The sequence below is a fragment of the Shewanella sp. LC6 genome (assembly GCF_006385735.2).
Taxonomy (GTDB): Bacteria; Pseudomonadota; Gammaproteobacteria; order Enterobacterales; family Shewanellaceae; genus Shewanella; species Shewanella xiamenensis.
Map to the genome: position 1 here is coordinate 2,145,242 of NZ_CP043902.1, position 15,401 is coordinate 2,160,642.

Genomic DNA, 15,401 nt, shown 5'->3' on the forward strand with positions numbered 1-15,401 from the left:
ATTTTTATAATAAGTATTTGAAATAAGGATTGAAGATGAAACTGACCGCCGAAATTAGCATGTATCCTTTTAATGAAAACTACCTCGATCCAATTAAATGGTTTATTCATCGTTTAGACAGTTATCCAACGATTCAACGTGTTACCAATGCGATGGCGACCCAAGTGTGCGGCGACTATTCTGACGTGATGGCGATGCTGGCCACCGAAATGCAAGCCGCCCATGAGAAGTGGGGCAAAGCCGTGTTTGTGTGTAAGTTTATTGGTGGCGAGCTAAATTTAGCCCACAGCGAGTAACGCCTTTAATGAGCTAAGCCACTGCGCGATATCAGTGGTTAATTTAAGGCTCGCTCACTCAGTTACGGCTCAAGCCTACAGGTTTTTAGAATGCGATTTATCGTGAGAGTAAGGCAATGACAGATTTATGGTTAACGCTAGTCAATAGTGTTAATGCCGCCCTTGGGGAAGTCCATGTGATGACCGCGTGGGAAGCACTTGCTGTGGTACTCGCCATGGCGTATTTGCTACTGGCAATGAAGGCAAGCGTATGGTGCTGGGCCGCGGCATTTACCAGCACGGCCATTTACACTGTGTTGTTTTGGAAAGTAGCATTGCTGATGGAGTCGATGCTGAATATCTATTATATGGGCATGGCACTTTATGGCTATTGGCTCTGGACTCAAGGTGGTGATAAACATCAAGGTGTTAAGGTGACCACTTGGCCGCTGAAAACCCATTTAAAGTTGATTGCTGCTACGACATTAGTCTCCCTTGGTATTGGTCATGGTATGGCGACCTTTACTCAAGCTTCTTTTCCTTATCTCGATGCTGCGACCAGCTGTTTTGCGGTGATGACCACCTATTTAGTCGCCAAAAAAGTGTTGGAGAACTGGCTGTATTGGGTCGTTATCGATCTGGTGTCGATTTACCTCTACTTGAGTAAAGGCCTTATGCTGACCTCATTATTATTTGTGCTTTATGTGGGGTTAGCTGTTGTGGGCTATTTCCTATGGCGCACCGCACTGGCCGAGAGTCGTCTCAATCTTAATGGCGAACGTGCCGCTAAGTTACTTGGTTAAGTGATGACTAATACTGATATAGGCCAACTGCCAACACCTAAGATATTAATTGCAACATCGGTGGTAAGCCGTTAATGCAGCCGTTATCTGCTGAGGCGTTTGCAAGGCTGGTTCCGATATTACGCCAGGCAGGGCTAAGCCATATCACGCATATCCACGAGTTGGCGGGTGGATTAAGTAATCATAACTATCATATTCAAACACCTGCGGCACAATACGTATTACGTCTTAATGCCGATGCCGCCGACCGGTTTTGTTCTCGAGAGCAGGAGTTGTTTTATTGGCGTAATCTAGCTAAGGCAAAGCTTGCGCCTGAGCTGATATGGGCAAGTTGCGATCATCGTTACTATGTAAGTGCATTTATCGAATCACAGGAGATTGCCTGTCGAGTTAACGTTTCTCGGACGCCGGAAATGCTCGGCGACGGGGCTGATTTTTATCACGTGGTTAACTGGAGCGACTTGGAATATCAGTGTAGTTCGGCCGAATTCATCCATGGAGAACTGTGGGTGCAAAGGTGGCTGCAAGCGCATGCTGAAAATCTTGAGTGCGCATTATACGAGACTCCCACGCCTCAGTCTTTCGCCGCAGAGTTCACACCGCTGACATTACTTGAATCCCAGTGCCCCAATTATGCACATTCTCTATTGCAGCAATTATTGCAACAGCTTCGCTTGCAATCCGCTGGGCCTTATCACATCAGCGTGACAGAGCAGTGGCAGCAATATCATCAGCAGTTATTAGCCTTTGCTGCAACCGATAAAGGTAGCGCTTGGCAGACGCGGTTGGACTCATTGTTGGGCTTACAACCGCAAATTCATCGTTGGACAAACGCGTTAGCCGATTGTTTGGTGGCGGCGCAATTTTGCCATCGAGACTTAAATCCGCATAATCTGCTGCTAAAGGATAACCGGCTGTATTGTATCGACTTTGAATACGCCACTGCCTCTCATCCTTTATGTGAGCTGGCCGCTGTGCTGGCAACCCACAGATTAACACCAGCGCAGCGGCATATTTTAGTACAGCAATATCTTGCAAAACATCCAGGCCTCACATCCACCGCGATCACGGCGATTCCAGCTGCAATTGAAATGTATTGGGTGTTTGCGCTTTACTGGGCGCTACTGATGGCGGCGCAAACCGATGTAGAGCGTCAGCAGGCGTATCTTGCTTGGTTTGATAGCTTTTGGCCGCTGGTAAGCCAAGACGCTTAAACACATCTTTACGCTTCCACACTTAGTCAAAGATGCTTGCACCCATAATCCTCTGTAAAACCACTTAAGCAAAACAGTTAAGGTCAAACACTGCGTGATGTTTACTGCTATGTTATTGATGCAACTTTTTGTTAACTTGGGTGTCGTAGGATGACAAAGAGAGAAAGGACGCAAATTGATGAAAAAAACCTTGTTGCTGTTGGTATTGGTGTTTGGGGTATCCGCGTGTTCGACTAAGTTTAGTTACCATTTTCTGGATTGGGCTATCGGTTGGGAATTAGATGACTATGTCACTTTAGATAAAACTCAGCAAAAGAGTATGGATCGGCTTATCGAAAAGTTTGTGCGTTGGCATCAATCTGAAGAGCTTGCTCACTATGTGGCGCAGTTAACCGAAGTTGAACATCTCATTCAAACCAATACCTTAACCCCTGCGCTTTGGGCTGAGCATGTCACACTCGCCAAGCGGCATTGGTTTAGGTTATTTGAGTTTGCGCTACCTGACATGTTGCCGATCATCGCATCATTAACGGATTCTCAGGTAAAGCAAATTCTTACCCAGTCTCGAAAAGACGAGCAGGAATTGATTAAGGAATTTGCCGGTAAAACTCCAGAGCAGTTACAACAAGAGGCCGATGAGAATCTTATCGAGCAATTCGATGACTGGCTGGGGAGCGTAACGGATGATCAAAAAGCGCTTATCCATCAATATAATCAACAGCGGTTATCCACCCTAGATATGTGGCTCGACTACCGCCATGAATGGCTACGCCAGTTTGAGATCGCCCTCGGGCAGCGCAGCGATATTCCGCTGTTGACCGAGCGTTTGACGTTGCTGATGACACAGCCAGACGAGCTTAAATCAGAAAAACACCGCGCTATTTTAAGGCAAAATACCGAGGCCTTTGGGGCGTTATTGCTGGCCATTAATGCTAGTTTGACACCTAAGCAGTCGAAACATTTTTATAAGAAGCTGAACAAGCTTATTCAAGATCTTCGCGAATTAAATCAAGAGGGAATCGAAAAGGCTGTTAAGACTATGAAAGATTAATCCTGGTGACAAGGTCTATTGAGCAACGTCATTTTGTTGAAGATATAGCCCATGTCCCTCGTTTCTTTTTATCAAAAATCACTCAATGCTAGCCGTCTGTTTGATGGACTCGCACCCTTAGCCCTTAGGCTCTATCTTGCACCTGTACTGATGCAGGCGGGGTATAACAAACTCGCGCATTTTGAAGACACCGTCACTTGGTTTGCGAATCCCGACTGGGGGCTGGGTCTACCAATGCCGACATTAATGGCCGCGCTGGCGGCGGGCACTGAGTTTTTTGGGGCGATTTTGTTATTACTCGGATTAGCCACGCGACTGATTTCTATCCCGCTGATGATCACTATGCTGGTGGCCGCTTTTACCGTGCATTGGCCTAATGGTTGGCTGGCAATTGCCGATGGCAGTTCATGGCTGGCAAATGAGCGGGTGCTCGAGGCGGGTGACAAGCTGGATAAGGCCAAATCCCTGTTGCAGCAATACGGCAATTACGATTGGTTAACCAGTTCAGGTAACTTGGTTGTATTGAATAATGGAATTGAGTTTGCGGTGACCTATTTCATTATGTTGCTGGCACTCTTAAGCCTAGGTGGTGGGCGTTATACCAGTCTTGATTACGTTATCGCTAAGCGTTATGGCATAAAGTAAGCCGAGCGACCTTGCCTGTAAACGCTTTCAATCCCACTTTTACGTGGGATTTTTTGTACCTCTTTAGCCGCAATTTGCTATGCTTGAGCCAATTTATACGCACCCATTTATAAGAACAGGGATAATTACTTGGACGCTATCGAACTTTTACTCACCCGCCAATCTACTCCAAGATTAACCGCGCCAGCACCCAATGAGCATGAGCTTAAAATCATTTTAGATGCGGCGATTCGAGTGCCGGATCATGGCGCGTTAGCGCCGTGGGAATTTATTATTGCCACGGGGAAGGGTTTAGACACCTTAGCGGATATCTATGTTAATGCCGCCAAAGCCAGCGGCGCCGATGAAGATTTTATCAACAAAGCCAAAGGGATGCCGATGCGTGCGCCCATGGTGATTACGGTTGTAGCGAAAACCCAACAACATCCTAAAGTGCCAGTGCTCGAGCAGCAAATTGCAGCGGGCTGCGCTACGATGGCAATGCAGCAAGCGGCATTCGCCTTAGGATTAGGCGCAGTGTGGCGCACGGGAGATTTTGCCTTCGATGCCAATGTGAATGCAGCGTTAGGTTTAGCGCCAGAGGATCAAATCGTCGGCTTTTTATATGTTGGCACCCCAGCGGTAGCCGCACCGAAAAAACCGCAAAAAGATGGCAGCCAGTACGCCCGTTACCTATAACCTAGTTTATCCCCTCTGAATGGGAGTCGTGAGTATGCAAGTTGCCCAAACCCCAAGATTACTGCTGCGGCAGTTAACGCACGATGATGCGTCATTTATTTTGGTGCTACTCAACACCCAAGGATTTATCGACAATATTGGTGATAAAGGAGTGCGTAGCTTGCAGGACGCCAAGGATTATATCGCTAATGGGCCTGCTATCAGCTATCGCGAGCATGGTTTTGGGTTATTTGCCGTGGTGCTGGCCGAAAATGGTTTTCCGATTGGGATCTGCGGGTTAATTAAAAGACCCACGCTGAAGGATGTGGATTTAGGTTATGCTTTTTTGCCTCAATATTGGGGCAAAGGCTACGCGTTTGAAGCCGCTAGGGCATCACTGGAATTCGGTAAAACCTTAGGGATTGAACGGATTGTCGCGATTGTCAGCCCACATAATCAGGCCTCTAAGTCGCTGTTGAATAAATTAGGCATGTCGTTTGACACCGAGTTGCAGCTAACGCCTAATGACCCCCCAGTTGAATTATTTTCCTGATAAATTCGAAGCACTCAAAAAATGAGGCCCCAACATTGGGGGCCTCATTATGCGATTAACTAACGTTACTTTTTACTGAAACACTATCGCTGGAATGGATATACGCTCCCGAGTTTCATAATTTGAGTGAGCTCATCTAGCGCGGTGCGTGATTCGATAACGAGTTGTGGATCGGCTAAATCCTGAGTTGATAAACGGTCGCGATAGTGCTTATCTACCCAAGCGTTTAAACGTGCAAATAAAGCATCGTTAAGTAAAGTGTGCTGATTTACTGCGGCAACTTCGCGCTCATTCATGGCAACCCGTAAACGTAAGCAGGCTGGGCCGCCGCCATTTTGCATGCTTTGTTTCACATCGAAATACAGCACTTGTTTGATTGGCGTATTTAAGGTGAGTAGCTCATTTAAATAAGCATAAACAGCGGGGTTTTCTTGGCAGTCGGTTGGGGCAATGATCGCCATTTCTCCTGAGGGGAGAGTGATGATTTGGGTATTAAATAGATAACTCTTCACCGCATCGTTAATCGCTACTTTGGCGGTTGGAACTTCGATAAAATATAACTCGGTATCAAGTTTGCGTTTTATTTCATCCAATTTTTCCTGTGTATTTAAGAATGCTTGCTCGTGGTAAAACAGCACATTTTGGTTACCCACGGCAATCACATCATTGTGAAATACGCCTTGATCAATCACGTCGGGATTTTGTTGAATAAAAACGCAGTTATCCTCTTCGAGTTGATGCAATCTTGCTATCGCCATCGAGGCCTCGAGGGTTTGTCTTGCCGGATATTTCAGTGGTTTAGGAGCATGAGGATTTGTCGCCTCTTGTCCATAAACAAAGAGTTCAACCCCAGCGTGGCCGTATTCCTGACACAGGCGAGTGTGGTTCGCTGCGCCCTCATCACCGAAGCTATTATGCTCAGGTAAATGATTATGGTGATGAAAATAGTGGGGATCATTGAAAGTTGCTGTTAAGATGCGCCCCGTTGTGATGGGCTCGATGCTGCGATGCAACTTATCGACTAGATTAGCGGGCGTGAAATGCAGTTTACCATCACGGGTGTCGGCACTGGGTGACACGGTAGCCGCATTAGCCGTCCACATGCTTGAAGCACTGCAACAGGCATTAAGTAGTGCAGGCGCGGTTTTAGCGGCTTGTTGTAAAACTTGGGCATCGCTGCCAGAAAAACCAATTCGGCGCAGCGTGTTAAGATCGGGGCGCTCTTGTGGCGCTAACATGCCTTGGATCATCCCTAAATCAGCGAGTGCTTTGGCTTTTTGCAAACCTTGTTTAGCGGCGGCTTTAGGATTAGAGACTAAAGCGGCGTTGTTGAGTGAGGCCACATTGCCAAAAGACAAACCGGCATAATTGTGGGTTGGCCCAACGAGTCCGTCGAAATTCGCTTCAAAGTGCTTCATTGCATATCCTTGTGATAGGGAAGGTTATTATTTATTCAAATGGTCCCTGAAGCGACCCAGTATACTGAAGGTTTTTGTGGGCACAAGCGCACGGTTTTGTGCTCAAAGCGACTTTTTCGCGATAAATGCATAACTATTTCTTGCTTGCTGGCAAATAATGAAATATTAGTTTTTAATTACGCAATATTATTTTTTTACATTTTTTCAACTTTGATTAAAAAGTGACTCGCTGGTACATATAAAAGAGGGATTAGCTTGAAACTCTCAATGCAACCCTCTATATATGGAGCCAATTTCCACCTTCTTGAGATTTTTTGGCGCAAATCAAACTATGGGTAAATCGCTAGTTATTGTCGAATCACCGGCCAAAGCTAAGACCATTAATAAATATCTTGGCAAAGAATTCATCGTTAAATCGAGCGTAGGTCATATCCGTGATCTGCCTACATCTTCTATATCTGACGGCACCGATAAGGTGAAACCTGCCGCCGAAGTAAAGAAGATGTCGCCAGAAGAAAAGGCGCGATACAAAAAGATGAAAGATCATCAAGCGCTGGTATCGCGTATGGGCGTTAACCCTGAAAAGGGCTGGGCGGCTAAATATCAAATTCTACCGGGTAAAGAGAAAGTGGTTAAAGAGCTGCAAGCCTTAGCCGATTCTGCTGACCAAATTTATCTCGCAACGGACTTAGACCGTGAAGGGGAAGCCATCGCCTGGCATTTGCAAGAGGTGATTGGTGGCGATCCTTCACGTTATCAGCGCGTAGTGTTTAACGAAATCACCAAATCTGCGATTCAAGAAGCCTTTAGTAAGCCTTCTTCCCTCGACACCAATATGGTTAATGCCCAACAGGCACGACGCTTTTTAGACCGTGTCGTCGGCTTTATGGTGTCACCACTGTTGTGGAAGAAGGTTGCCCGTGGTTTATCCGCAGGACGGGTACAATCTGTGGCAGTGCGTCTCGTGGTGGAACGCGAAAGTGAAATCAAAGCCTTTGTGCCAGAAGAGTTTTGGGATGTGCGTGCTGAGCTTAATACGCCAGCCAGCGAAGCACTGCGCATGGAAGTGGTTAAGTATTTAGATTCAGCTTTTGAGCCAACCAACGAGCAACAAGCGTTAGCCGCGGTGCAGGCCTTATCTTCGGCCAGCTTTAAAGTGATTGCCCGTGAAGACAAAGCGACTCAAAGTAAACCTTCTGCACCCTTTATTACCTCTACCCTGCAACAAGCGGCCAGTACTCGTTTAGGCTTTGGGGTGAAGAAAACCATGATGATGGCGCAGCGCTTGTACGAGGCGGGTCACATCACGTATATGCGTACCGACTCGACAAACCTAAGCCAAGAGGCCTTAGACAGCGTACGTGAGATGATCAGCAAGGAATACGGCGCCAAGTATTTACCTGCCGAGCCTATCCGCTACGGTTCTAAGGAAGGCGCACAAGAAGCGCACGAAGCGATTCGTCCTTCAAATGTCAATGTTGAAGCTGCGGCTTTAACTGATATGGAACGTGATGCGCAGCGCCTTTATGAGTTAATTTGGCGTCAGTTTGTCTCCTGCCAGATGACACCTGCCCAATACGACGCGACTAAACTCACGGTGAAAGCAGGCGACTACGAACTTAAAGCAACAGGACGCATCCTGCGCTTTGACGGTTGGACCCGTGTTCAAACTGCAATCAAGAAGAAAAACGAAGAAGACAATACGCTACCGGCAGTAAACGAAGGGGATGTATTATCTCTCGTTGAACTCGAGCCTAAACAACATTTTACTAAGCCTCCAGCGCGATACAGTGAAGCGTCATTGGTTAAAGAGTTAGAGAAGCGCGGTATTGGCCGTCCGTCAACCTACGCCACCATTATTTCGACGATCCAAGAACGTGGCTACGTGAAAGTGGAAAACCGCCGCTTCTACGCTGAAAAAATGGGCGAAATAGTCAGTGAACGCTTAGTCAATAGTTTTGCCGAGTTGATGAGCTATGACTTTACCGCCAGTATGGAACAGACCCTCGACGATGTTGCTAAGGGTGAGTTGGATTGGAAAAAAGTACTCGATGGTTTCTATGCTGACTTCACTAAACAATTAGAGAAAGCAGAATTAGCACCGGAAGAGGGCGGTATGCGCCTCAATCAAATGGTGATGACCAATATTAAGTGCCCTACTTGCGGTCGTCCAATGGGGATCCGTACAGGCACAACAGGGGTATTCCTCGGTTGTTCTGGTTACGAGTTGCCACCAAAAGAGCGCTGCAAAACCACCATGAACTTAACGCCAGGCATTGAAGCGATCAGCGATAGTGAAGATGCCGAAACCGATGCATTGCGTGCCAAGCACCGCTGTGGTATTTGCGGCACGGCAATGGACAGTTATCTTATCGACGAAAAACGCAAACTGCATGTTTGTGGTAATAACCCTGTTTGTGAGGGGTATGAAGTCGAAGAAGGGCAATTTAAGATCAAAGGTTACGAAGGCCCATTAATCGAATGTGACCGCTGCGGTCATGATATGGAACTGAAAAACGGTCGTTTTGGTAAGTACTTCGGTTGTACGAATGCGGAATGCAAGAATACCCGTAAATTACTGAAAAACGGTGAAGCGGCGCCACCAAAAGAAGATCCTATTTACTTACCAGAGCTGAAATGTAGCAAGTCGGATGCGCACTTTGTGCTGCGTGACGGGGCGGCAGGGATATTCTTAGCGGCCAGTACCTTCCCTAAATCGAGGGAAACCCGTGCGCCACTGGTTGAAGAATTAGTGAAATACCGTGAACTCTTATGGCCTAAGTATCAGTATCTTGCAGATGCACCTATCGCCGATGATGACGGCAATAAGGCTGCGGTGAAGTTTAGCCGTAAAACCAAAGAGCAATATGTGGCGACGGAAGTCGACGGTAAAGCCACTGGATGGTCCGCCCATTATGTTAATGGTAAATGGGTAAGTGAATCATCAGCGAAGAAAGCGAAGAAATAAACATGTGCTTATGGGCATGTTCACAAATCGTCATTGAGGATGAACGCTTTGTGAATATGCTCTAGGTTGTGTTACTGCTTAAGTTAGATTTCAACCAATAAAAAAGCCAAGTCACTGACTTGGCTTTTGTGTTTTAAAGATTGATCACCATTTCTTTTTCGGTTGAAACAGCATATCGATATCGTCTTCTTCATTCTTGGGTTTAGGTGCACTGGGTGCAGTGAGTTTTTGTGCGCCCATAATTTCATCTAATAGCATTTTGGCTTCATCGACTTTACGGGCGATGAAGGGGTCGTTTGGCGTCTGCGCTTTAATCGCATGCAAAGTGGCTAATGCTTTAGTCACCATTTGCTTTGAAGATCCGTATTGCTTCATAAAACTTGCGGCGCGAGCACGTGACAACATAGAGTCAACGTTAATTCTGAGCTGTAAACTATCAATACGATTTTCTTCCTGACCAAACACCGCTGGGTCGACTCTCCCCTTGTTATGCTCTGCACGCAAAATGGCTTTTAGTTTCTTTAACGTTTGTACTAACACCAAAGTTTGTTTGTCGTTATCAGGCAATCTAAAATTCTCAATCGGCGGGACTTGAGGTGGGTTAGCTTGTAATGAATCAATTTGATTTTTGATATCGGCAAGTCGACGTTGAAAATCAGCTTGTTGTTGGCTTGTGCTCAGTGATGTTGCCATTTCCAAAGCATCTTGAACACGGCGATAGAGCACTAACATTATATGTGTACTACAAGGTATCATCCCTGTATTGGATAATACGGTTTCTGTTTCATCAAGAATCGCACGTTGGCGGGCAAATTCAATCCTACGTTCAGCCTCTGCACGTTCTTTTTGTTGTTGTATTACGTTAATTCCGATAACAAGCAGTAATAGTGCACCGATGAGGATCAGAACCAAGGTGAATGTCATAGCTGTTCCATTATTTATCCAATTGAGCTAATGCTACAATAAATCAATAAACTAGCATAGTTATCTTAGCCTAGGTTATCATTTCTGTCGTTTGAAACATAAGACTTGTGCTCTATATTCCTATTTGCTTTAATTTTTACTATATACTATAACGATTGATTATAGCTGATACTGAGTGGTGCTATTTTAACCAATCCATTTCAGCCTGTTTGAGACAAGGACATAAGATGAAACTGCAACAGCTCAGGTATATTGCTGAGGTCGTAAAGCATAACCTTAACGTATCGGCCACAGCTGAAAATTTATACACATCACAGCCTGGGATCAGTAAGCAAGTTCGCATGTTGGAAGATGAATTAGGTATTCAAATATTTGGTCGCAGTGGTAAACATTTGACCCATGTGACGCCAGCTGGACAGCAGGTGATTAATATCGCCAATGACATCTTAGGTAAAGTTGAAAGTATTAAAAAAGTATCTGAGGAATATACAAAACCGGATCAAGGTGAATTGAATATTGCGACAACGGATACCCAAGCTCGCTATGCTTTACCCCATATCATTCGCCAGTTTATCGACCGTTATCCAAAAGTTAACCTACATATGCATCAGGGGACGCCATCGCAGATCAGTGAGCAGGCAGCCCGAGGTGATGCTGATTTTGCGATTGCGACCGAAGCGATGCATTTGTATTCCGATTTGATTATGTTGCCGTGTTATCACTGGAATCGCTCCGTCGTTGTGCCAAAAGATCATCCCTTGGCGACACGGACTCATATTAGTATTGAAGATTTAGCCCGTTTTCCATTAGTGACTTATGTGTTTGGGTTTGATCGGGCATCGGAAATTGAGAAAGCGTTTAATCGTGCAAACCTTGAGCCGCGGGTTGTCTTTAGTGCTACCAGCGCTGATGTGCTGAAAACCTATGTGCGCTTAGGCTTAGGTGTAGGAGTGATTGCCTCTATGGCGATTGATCCAAATATTGATAAAGATTTAGTTGCCATCGATGCTGGCCATTTATTTGCCCATAGCACCACTAAAATTGGTTTCAGGAAGGGTAGTTTCTTACGAAGTTATATGTATGATTTTATTCAACACTTTGCGCCACATTTAACTCGTGATGTGGTTGAGAAGGCCGTCGCATTGCGTGATCAGCAATTAATTGATGAGATGTTTGCAGATAAAAATCTGCCTATGCGTTGATTAAGCTACGCTATTGGTGAAATTAATAAAAATGCCGCATCAATTGCGGCATTTTTATTGTGTTGAGAATTGAAATGACACGTATGACTATGACAAATCGACTTTATCCATTTCAAGCTGACTTAAAGCAATAACCGCTTGAGTGCGATTACGAACGCCTAGTTTTCTGAAAATGGCAGTGGCGTGCGCTTTTATTGTTGCTTCAGAAACACCTAAGTCATAGGCGATTTGTTTATTGAGCAAGCCCTCAGCAAACATTTGCAGTACTTTATATTGCTGCGGCGTGAGATCTGAGAGCTTACTGGCCATTTTATCAGTGCTGTCATCTTCGATAGGTATAATATCAGCACCTTTAGGTAGCCATAAATCCCCACATAAAACAGCGGTTAGGGCTTCTTTCAAGGTTTCCATCGACGCTGATTTAGGGATAAAACCGCTACCACCGTAGTGAATAGCACGGCTAATGGTATTGATATCCTCGTGGGCCGAAATCACGATAACAGGCAGCTCAGGGTAGTGAGAGCGCAGATGGATAAGCGTCGAATAGCCGTGGGAACCTGGCATCTGCAAATCCAGTAAAACCAAATCGTAGCTGACACTTTGTGAATCTAACACAGACTGCAACGCATCGGCACTGTCAGCCTCAAACCACTGGGTGCGCTCAAAGGCGCTACTGAGTGCTTGACGTAGTGCATTTCGAAACAATGGATGGTCGTCGGCAATAATTATATTTAAGTTTTCTAGCTTCATGGCTTTTTTGATTATGTTCGTGGCGCGTGAAGATTAAACCCAATGTAACAGAAAAGTAATCGAGGATCCTATTGGTTTATGCAGCAAGAAGGACAAAATTTTTATATGTTTCTGGTTGTTATACTTTTGTCTCGCTTAAATGAATGAATAAATTAGCCCTAAAACCTTGCTGTTAAAGGGCTAGAGTACGTTATTACGTAGTATAAATCTTATTCAGCCGTCCACACTTGGGTTGGATGGCGTTGTTCGTCTACCGCAACAAAGGTGAATACGCCACGGATCGCATGCTCACGGTGATCTTGGTACATGTCTTCGACAAAAATATTGACTTCGACCTTTAACGAGGTATTACCTACATGGATCACGCGGGCGATAAGCTCTGCTAAGGTACCCGCTGGAATAGGTTTTTTAAAGTCGATTCGATCAGAGCTGACTGTAACTAAGGCTTTACGGCAGAAACGAGTCGCAGCAATAAAAGCGGTTTCATCCATCCATGCTAAGGCTTCACCACCAAATAAGGTATTGTGGTGATTGGTGATAGAAGGAAATACGGCTTTGATTACACGCGCTTCGGATTGATTGATTCGTTGTTCAATGGCATCGGAAAAAGCAGGGCGAGTAGAGTCGAGTGAATGTGGCATACGGCAACCTGAGGTTATGCATTTTCAAGAGGCGCGATTATAGTGAGTTTTCAATTTGAATGATATAAAACGACTATATCGTTAGGTTTTAAGACAAAACGAAAAGTAAAAAGGCTTCCAGTGGAAGCCTTTAGTGTTTGGTAATCGACTTATTTACCGAGAAGTTCACGCCTATCGCGTGAGGCTTTCGCCAGATCTCGCAGTAATTTTTCTGAGTCATCCCAATGTAAGCAGGCATCGGTAATGCTTTGGCCATAGCATAAAGGTTGACCCTCAATCACTTTTTGATTGCCTTCATGTAAGAAACTTTCTGCCATGATGCCGGCAATGGCCGTACTGCCCGCGCGCATTTGCGCCATGATATTTTCAGCAACGACCAGTTGTTTTAGGTGATTTTTTTCACTGTTACCGTGGCTAAAATCAACCACTACACGCGGCGTTACATTGACAGACTCAAGTTTTAATCTTGCTTGTTCAATATCCTGCTCAAAGTAATTAGGTTTTTTACCGCCACGTAAAATAATGTGCCCATAAGGATTACCATGGGTACGATATACTGACATAGCGCCATCTTTATCTGGTGAATAGAAAATATGTGGCACTTTGGCGGCACGAACGGCATCAACGGCGATATTGATATTGCCATCGGTTCCATTTTTAAAACCCACAGGGCAGGAGAGTGCCGAGGCCATTTCGCGGTGGACTTGGCTTTCAGTGGTGCGAGCGCCGATAGCGCCCCAGGTGATTAAATCAGCAATATATTGACCGTTCACCATATCTAAAAATTCGGTGGCAATTGGCAATTTCAGCTCAGTGATTTGCTGTAGTAGCTGACGGGCAATACGCAATCCTTTATTGGGTTCAAAGCTGCCATCTAAGTCAGGATCGGAAATTAACCCTTTCCAGCCTACAATGGTGCGCGGCTTTTCAAAGTACACCCGCATTAAAATACAGAGATCGTCCTTTAACTCTTGATGCAGCACAGCTAAACGGCGGGCGTAGTCGAGGGCCGCTTGCGTATCATGGATAGAGCAAGGGCCAATGATCACCAGTAGACGATGATCTTCGCCCATAATAATGGCTTCAACTTCACGACGTTGCTGAACGAGGTAATCGGCTGCATCTTGGGTTAACGGGTACTCAGATGCCAGTTGTGCAGGTGAGATGACTTTAGCTAATAAGGAAGTGCGTAATTCGTCTGTTTTAATGGTCATTCAAAATACCGAGCTTGCGTGCGGCGCTTTTCGCCAGATTGCCTCGGATTATAACGAATCGAACAGCATTGCACAGTGCCAATTGTGTTAATTGTCGGCAACTGTGCAATGAATTTGATTTAAGTTAGACCTATTTAGCCTAAATCGAGGGACTCGATTGTCTCGTTCGAAATCATCAAGATTAGAACATATGACGTTCTAAACCCGTCACATCTAAAATCTTAGTGGCGATTTCTTCGACCGAGTGGTTGGTGGTGTCGATATAAGGAATACGTTCACGTTTGAACATCATCTCGACTTCTTTTACCTCTAAACGACACTGCTTTAAGGAAGAGTAGCGACTGTTTTCCATCCGACTTTGGCGGATTTCATGTAAGCGTACCGGATCGATGGTCAACCCAAACAATTTTTTCTTATTGCGTTTTAAGGCTTCGGGCAGTTTAAGGTTATCCATATCGTCTTCGGTGAACGGGTAGTTAGCCGCTTTAATACCAAACTGCATCGATAAATAGAGGCTGGACGGGGTTTTACCGCAGCGAGACACGCCCAGCAGGATCAAATCGGCCTGATCCATATGCTTCATGGTTTGGCCATCATCATTATCCATCGCAAAATTGATGGCATCGATACGGGCTTCATAACCCTGATTGGCTTTACCGTGGGTGCGGTGTAATACAGGCGATGCACTTACGCCTAAATGTTGTTCAAGTGGAGCGACGAAGGTATTTAAAAAATCGTAATCGAGACCTTCACTCGAATAAATGATGTCCCGAATTTCCGGTTTAACGATTGAATGGAACACTAAGGGGCGTTCGCCTGTTGTAATAAAACAATCATTAATTTGTCGTTTAACGTTTTCAGCTTTTGCCAATGTTTCAACAAATGGAATTGTAAGTGACTCAAATTCTAATGGAAATTGCGAGAGAACTGCATGCCCAAAAACCTCTGCTGTGATCGCTGTGCCGTCGGAGATGTAAAATACCTTTGGTGCCATACTGACCTCTTGTAGTAATAAAATTACAAATAAAATTATAGATTTACGCTTCTTCAGCGGGAGTGTAAAATGCCGCTGCCCTCGTGTGAAGG

15 protein-coding genes are annotated in these 15,401 nt (G+C 45.3%); 9 read left to right on the forward strand and 6 right to left on the reverse strand.

The features are described 5' to 3' along the window. Positions 1 to 35: 35 nt before the first annotated feature. The 7 genes from FJD32_RS09835 (at position 36) to FJD32_RS09865 (ending at position 5,198) form a co-directional block, all read left to right on the forward strand. A complete protein-coding gene (locus FJD32_RS09835; protein ID WP_037427460.1) occupies positions 36 to 296 on the forward strand; it encodes a hypothetical protein in 261 nt (86 codons plus the stop codon). A gap of 116 nt (positions 297 to 412) precedes the next feature. Next, complete coding sequence (gene pnuC, locus FJD32_RS09840; RefSeq protein WP_037419501.1) at positions 413 to 1,078, forward strand: nicotinamide riboside transporter PnuC; 666 nt, start codon at positions 413 to 415, stop codon at positions 1,076 to 1,078. Positions 1,079 to 1,152: 74 nt separating this feature from the next. Then, positions 1,153 to 2,292: a phosphotransferase gene (locus FJD32_RS09845; protein ID WP_140907397.1), complete on the forward strand. Its 1,140-nt coding sequence runs from the start codon at positions 1,153 to 1,155 to the stop codon at positions 2,290 to 2,292. A gap of 178 nt (positions 2,293 to 2,470) precedes the next feature. Further along, positions 2,471 to 3,343, forward strand: a complete 873-nt coding sequence (locus tag FJD32_RS09850) for a DUF6279 family lipoprotein (RefSeq protein ID WP_037419507.1) — start codon at positions 2,471 to 2,473, stop codon at positions 3,341 to 3,343. Between the two features lie 51 nt (positions 3,344 to 3,394). Beyond that, positions 3,395 to 3,988 carry a DoxX family protein gene (locus FJD32_RS09855; RefSeq protein WP_140907398.1) on the forward strand — a complete coding sequence of 198 codons (594 nt, stop codon included), beginning with the start codon at positions 3,395 to 3,397 and terminating at the stop codon, positions 3,986 to 3,988. A gap of 129 nt (positions 3,989 to 4,117) precedes the next feature. Then, on the forward strand, positions 4,118 to 4,666 hold the full coding sequence (locus FJD32_RS09860; protein ID WP_037419513.1) for an NAD(P)H nitroreductase: 549 nt from the start codon (positions 4,118 to 4,120) through the stop codon (positions 4,664 to 4,666). A gap of 34 nt (positions 4,667 to 4,700) precedes the next feature. After that, entirely contained in the window at positions 4,701 to 5,198 is a 498-nt protein-coding gene (locus FJD32_RS09865; RefSeq protein WP_181159858.1) for a GNAT family N-acetyltransferase, read from the forward strand. Positions 5,199 to 5,281: 83 nt separating this feature from the next. Here FJD32_RS09865 and astB read toward each other — a convergent pair whose 3' ends face one another. Then, positions 5,282 to 6,616, reverse strand: coding sequence for an N-succinylarginine dihydrolase (gene astB, locus FJD32_RS09870; protein ID WP_069455138.1), 1,335 nt, complete (start codon positions 6,614 to 6,616; stop codon positions 5,282 to 5,284). Positions 6,617 to 6,947: 331 nt separating this feature from the next. Between astB and topA the strand changes: the two genes are divergently transcribed. Next, positions 6,948 to 9,584 carry a type I DNA topoisomerase gene (topA, locus tag FJD32_RS09875; RefSeq protein ID WP_140907400.1) on the forward strand — a complete coding sequence of 879 codons (2,637 nt, stop codon included), beginning with the start codon at positions 6,948 to 6,950 and terminating at the stop codon, positions 9,582 to 9,584. A gap of 144 nt (positions 9,585 to 9,728) precedes the next feature. Here the strand turns inward: topA and zomB are convergent, their stop codons facing one another. Next, positions 9,729 to 10,508: a flagellar motor control protein ZomB gene (gene zomB, locus FJD32_RS09880; RefSeq protein WP_037419518.1), complete on the reverse strand. Its 780-nt coding sequence runs from the start codon at positions 10,506 to 10,508 to the stop codon at positions 9,729 to 9,731. Between the two features lie 227 nt (positions 10,509 to 10,735). Between zomB and cysB the strand changes: the two genes are divergently transcribed. Then, positions 10,736 to 11,710 carry an HTH-type transcriptional regulator CysB gene (gene cysB, locus FJD32_RS09885; protein ID WP_011622367.1) on the forward strand — a complete coding sequence of 325 codons (975 nt, stop codon included), beginning with the start codon at positions 10,736 to 10,738 and terminating at the stop codon, positions 11,708 to 11,710. A gap of 87 nt (positions 11,711 to 11,797) precedes the next feature. Here the strand turns inward: cysB and FJD32_RS09890 are convergent, their stop codons facing one another. From FJD32_RS09890 to FJD32_RS09905, 4 genes are all read right to left on the reverse strand, one after another. Further along, positions 11,798 to 12,460 (reverse strand): response regulator transcription factor, encoded by a 663-nt coding sequence (locus tag FJD32_RS09890; RefSeq protein ID WP_037419521.1) that lies wholly within the window; start codon positions 12,458 to 12,460, stop codon positions 11,798 to 11,800. A gap of 209 nt (positions 12,461 to 12,669) precedes the next feature. Next, on the reverse strand, positions 12,670 to 13,101 hold the full coding sequence (locus FJD32_RS09895; RefSeq protein ID WP_037419524.1) for an acyl-CoA thioesterase: 432 nt from the start codon (positions 13,099 to 13,101) through the stop codon (positions 12,670 to 12,672). 149 nt (positions 13,102 to 13,250) lie between these two features. Then, entirely contained in the window at positions 13,251 to 14,315 is a 1,065-nt protein-coding gene (locus FJD32_RS09900; RefSeq protein ID WP_069455136.1) for a 3-deoxy-7-phosphoheptulonate synthase, read from the reverse strand. 181 nt (positions 14,316 to 14,496) lie between these two features. Then, on the reverse strand, positions 14,497 to 15,309 hold the full coding sequence (locus FJD32_RS09905; RefSeq protein WP_011072591.1) for a pyruvate, water dikinase regulatory protein: 813 nt from the start codon (positions 15,307 to 15,309) through the stop codon (positions 14,497 to 14,499). Between the last annotated feature and the right edge of the window lie 92 nt (positions 15,310 to 15,401).

Coding starts and splice junctions, on each gene's coding strand:
- FJD32_RS09835 (WP_037427460.1), top strand. CDS start 36: ATGAAACTGACCGCCGAAATTAGCATGTATCCTTTTAATGAAAACTAC.
- pnuC (WP_037419501.1), top strand. CDS start 413: ATGACAGATTTATGGTTAACGCTAGTCAATAGTGTTAATGCCGCCCTT.
- FJD32_RS09845 (WP_140907397.1), top strand. CDS start 1,153: ATGCAGCCGTTATCTGCTGAGGCGTTTGCAAGGCTGGTTCCGATATTA.
- FJD32_RS09850 (WP_037419507.1), top strand. CDS start 2,471: ATGAAAAAAACCTTGTTGCTGTTGGTATTGGTGTTTGGGGTATCCGCG.
- FJD32_RS09855 (WP_140907398.1), top strand. CDS start 3,395: ATGTCCCTCGTTTCTTTTTATCAAAAATCACTCAATGCTAGCCGTCTG.
- FJD32_RS09865 (WP_181159858.1), top strand. CDS start 4,701: ATGCAAGTTGCCCAAACCCCAAGATTACTGCTGCGGCAGTTAACGCAC.
- astB (WP_069455138.1), bottom strand. CDS start 6,616: ATGAAGCACTTTGAAGCGAATTTCGACGGACTCGTTGGGCCAACCCAC.
- topA (WP_140907400.1), top strand. CDS start 6,948: ATGGGTAAATCGCTAGTTATTGTCGAATCACCGGCCAAAGCTAAGACC.
- zomB (WP_037419518.1), bottom strand. CDS start 10,508: ATGACATTCACCTTGGTTCTGATCCTCATCGGTGCACTATTACTGCTT.
- cysB (WP_011622367.1), top strand. CDS start 10,736: ATGAAACTGCAACAGCTCAGGTATATTGCTGAGGTCGTAAAGCATAAC.
- FJD32_RS09890 (WP_037419521.1), bottom strand. CDS start 12,460: ATGAAGCTAGAAAACTTAAATATAATTATTGCCGACGACCATCCATTG.
- FJD32_RS09895 (WP_037419524.1), bottom strand. CDS start 13,101: ATGCCACATTCACTCGACTCTACTCGCCCTGCTTTTTCCGATGCCATT.
- FJD32_RS09900 (WP_069455136.1), bottom strand. CDS start 14,315: ATGACCATTAAAACAGACGAATTACGCACTTCCTTATTAGCTAAAGTC.
- FJD32_RS09905 (WP_011072591.1), bottom strand. CDS start 15,309: ATGGCACCAAAGGTATTTTACATCTCCGACGGCACAGCGATCACAGCA.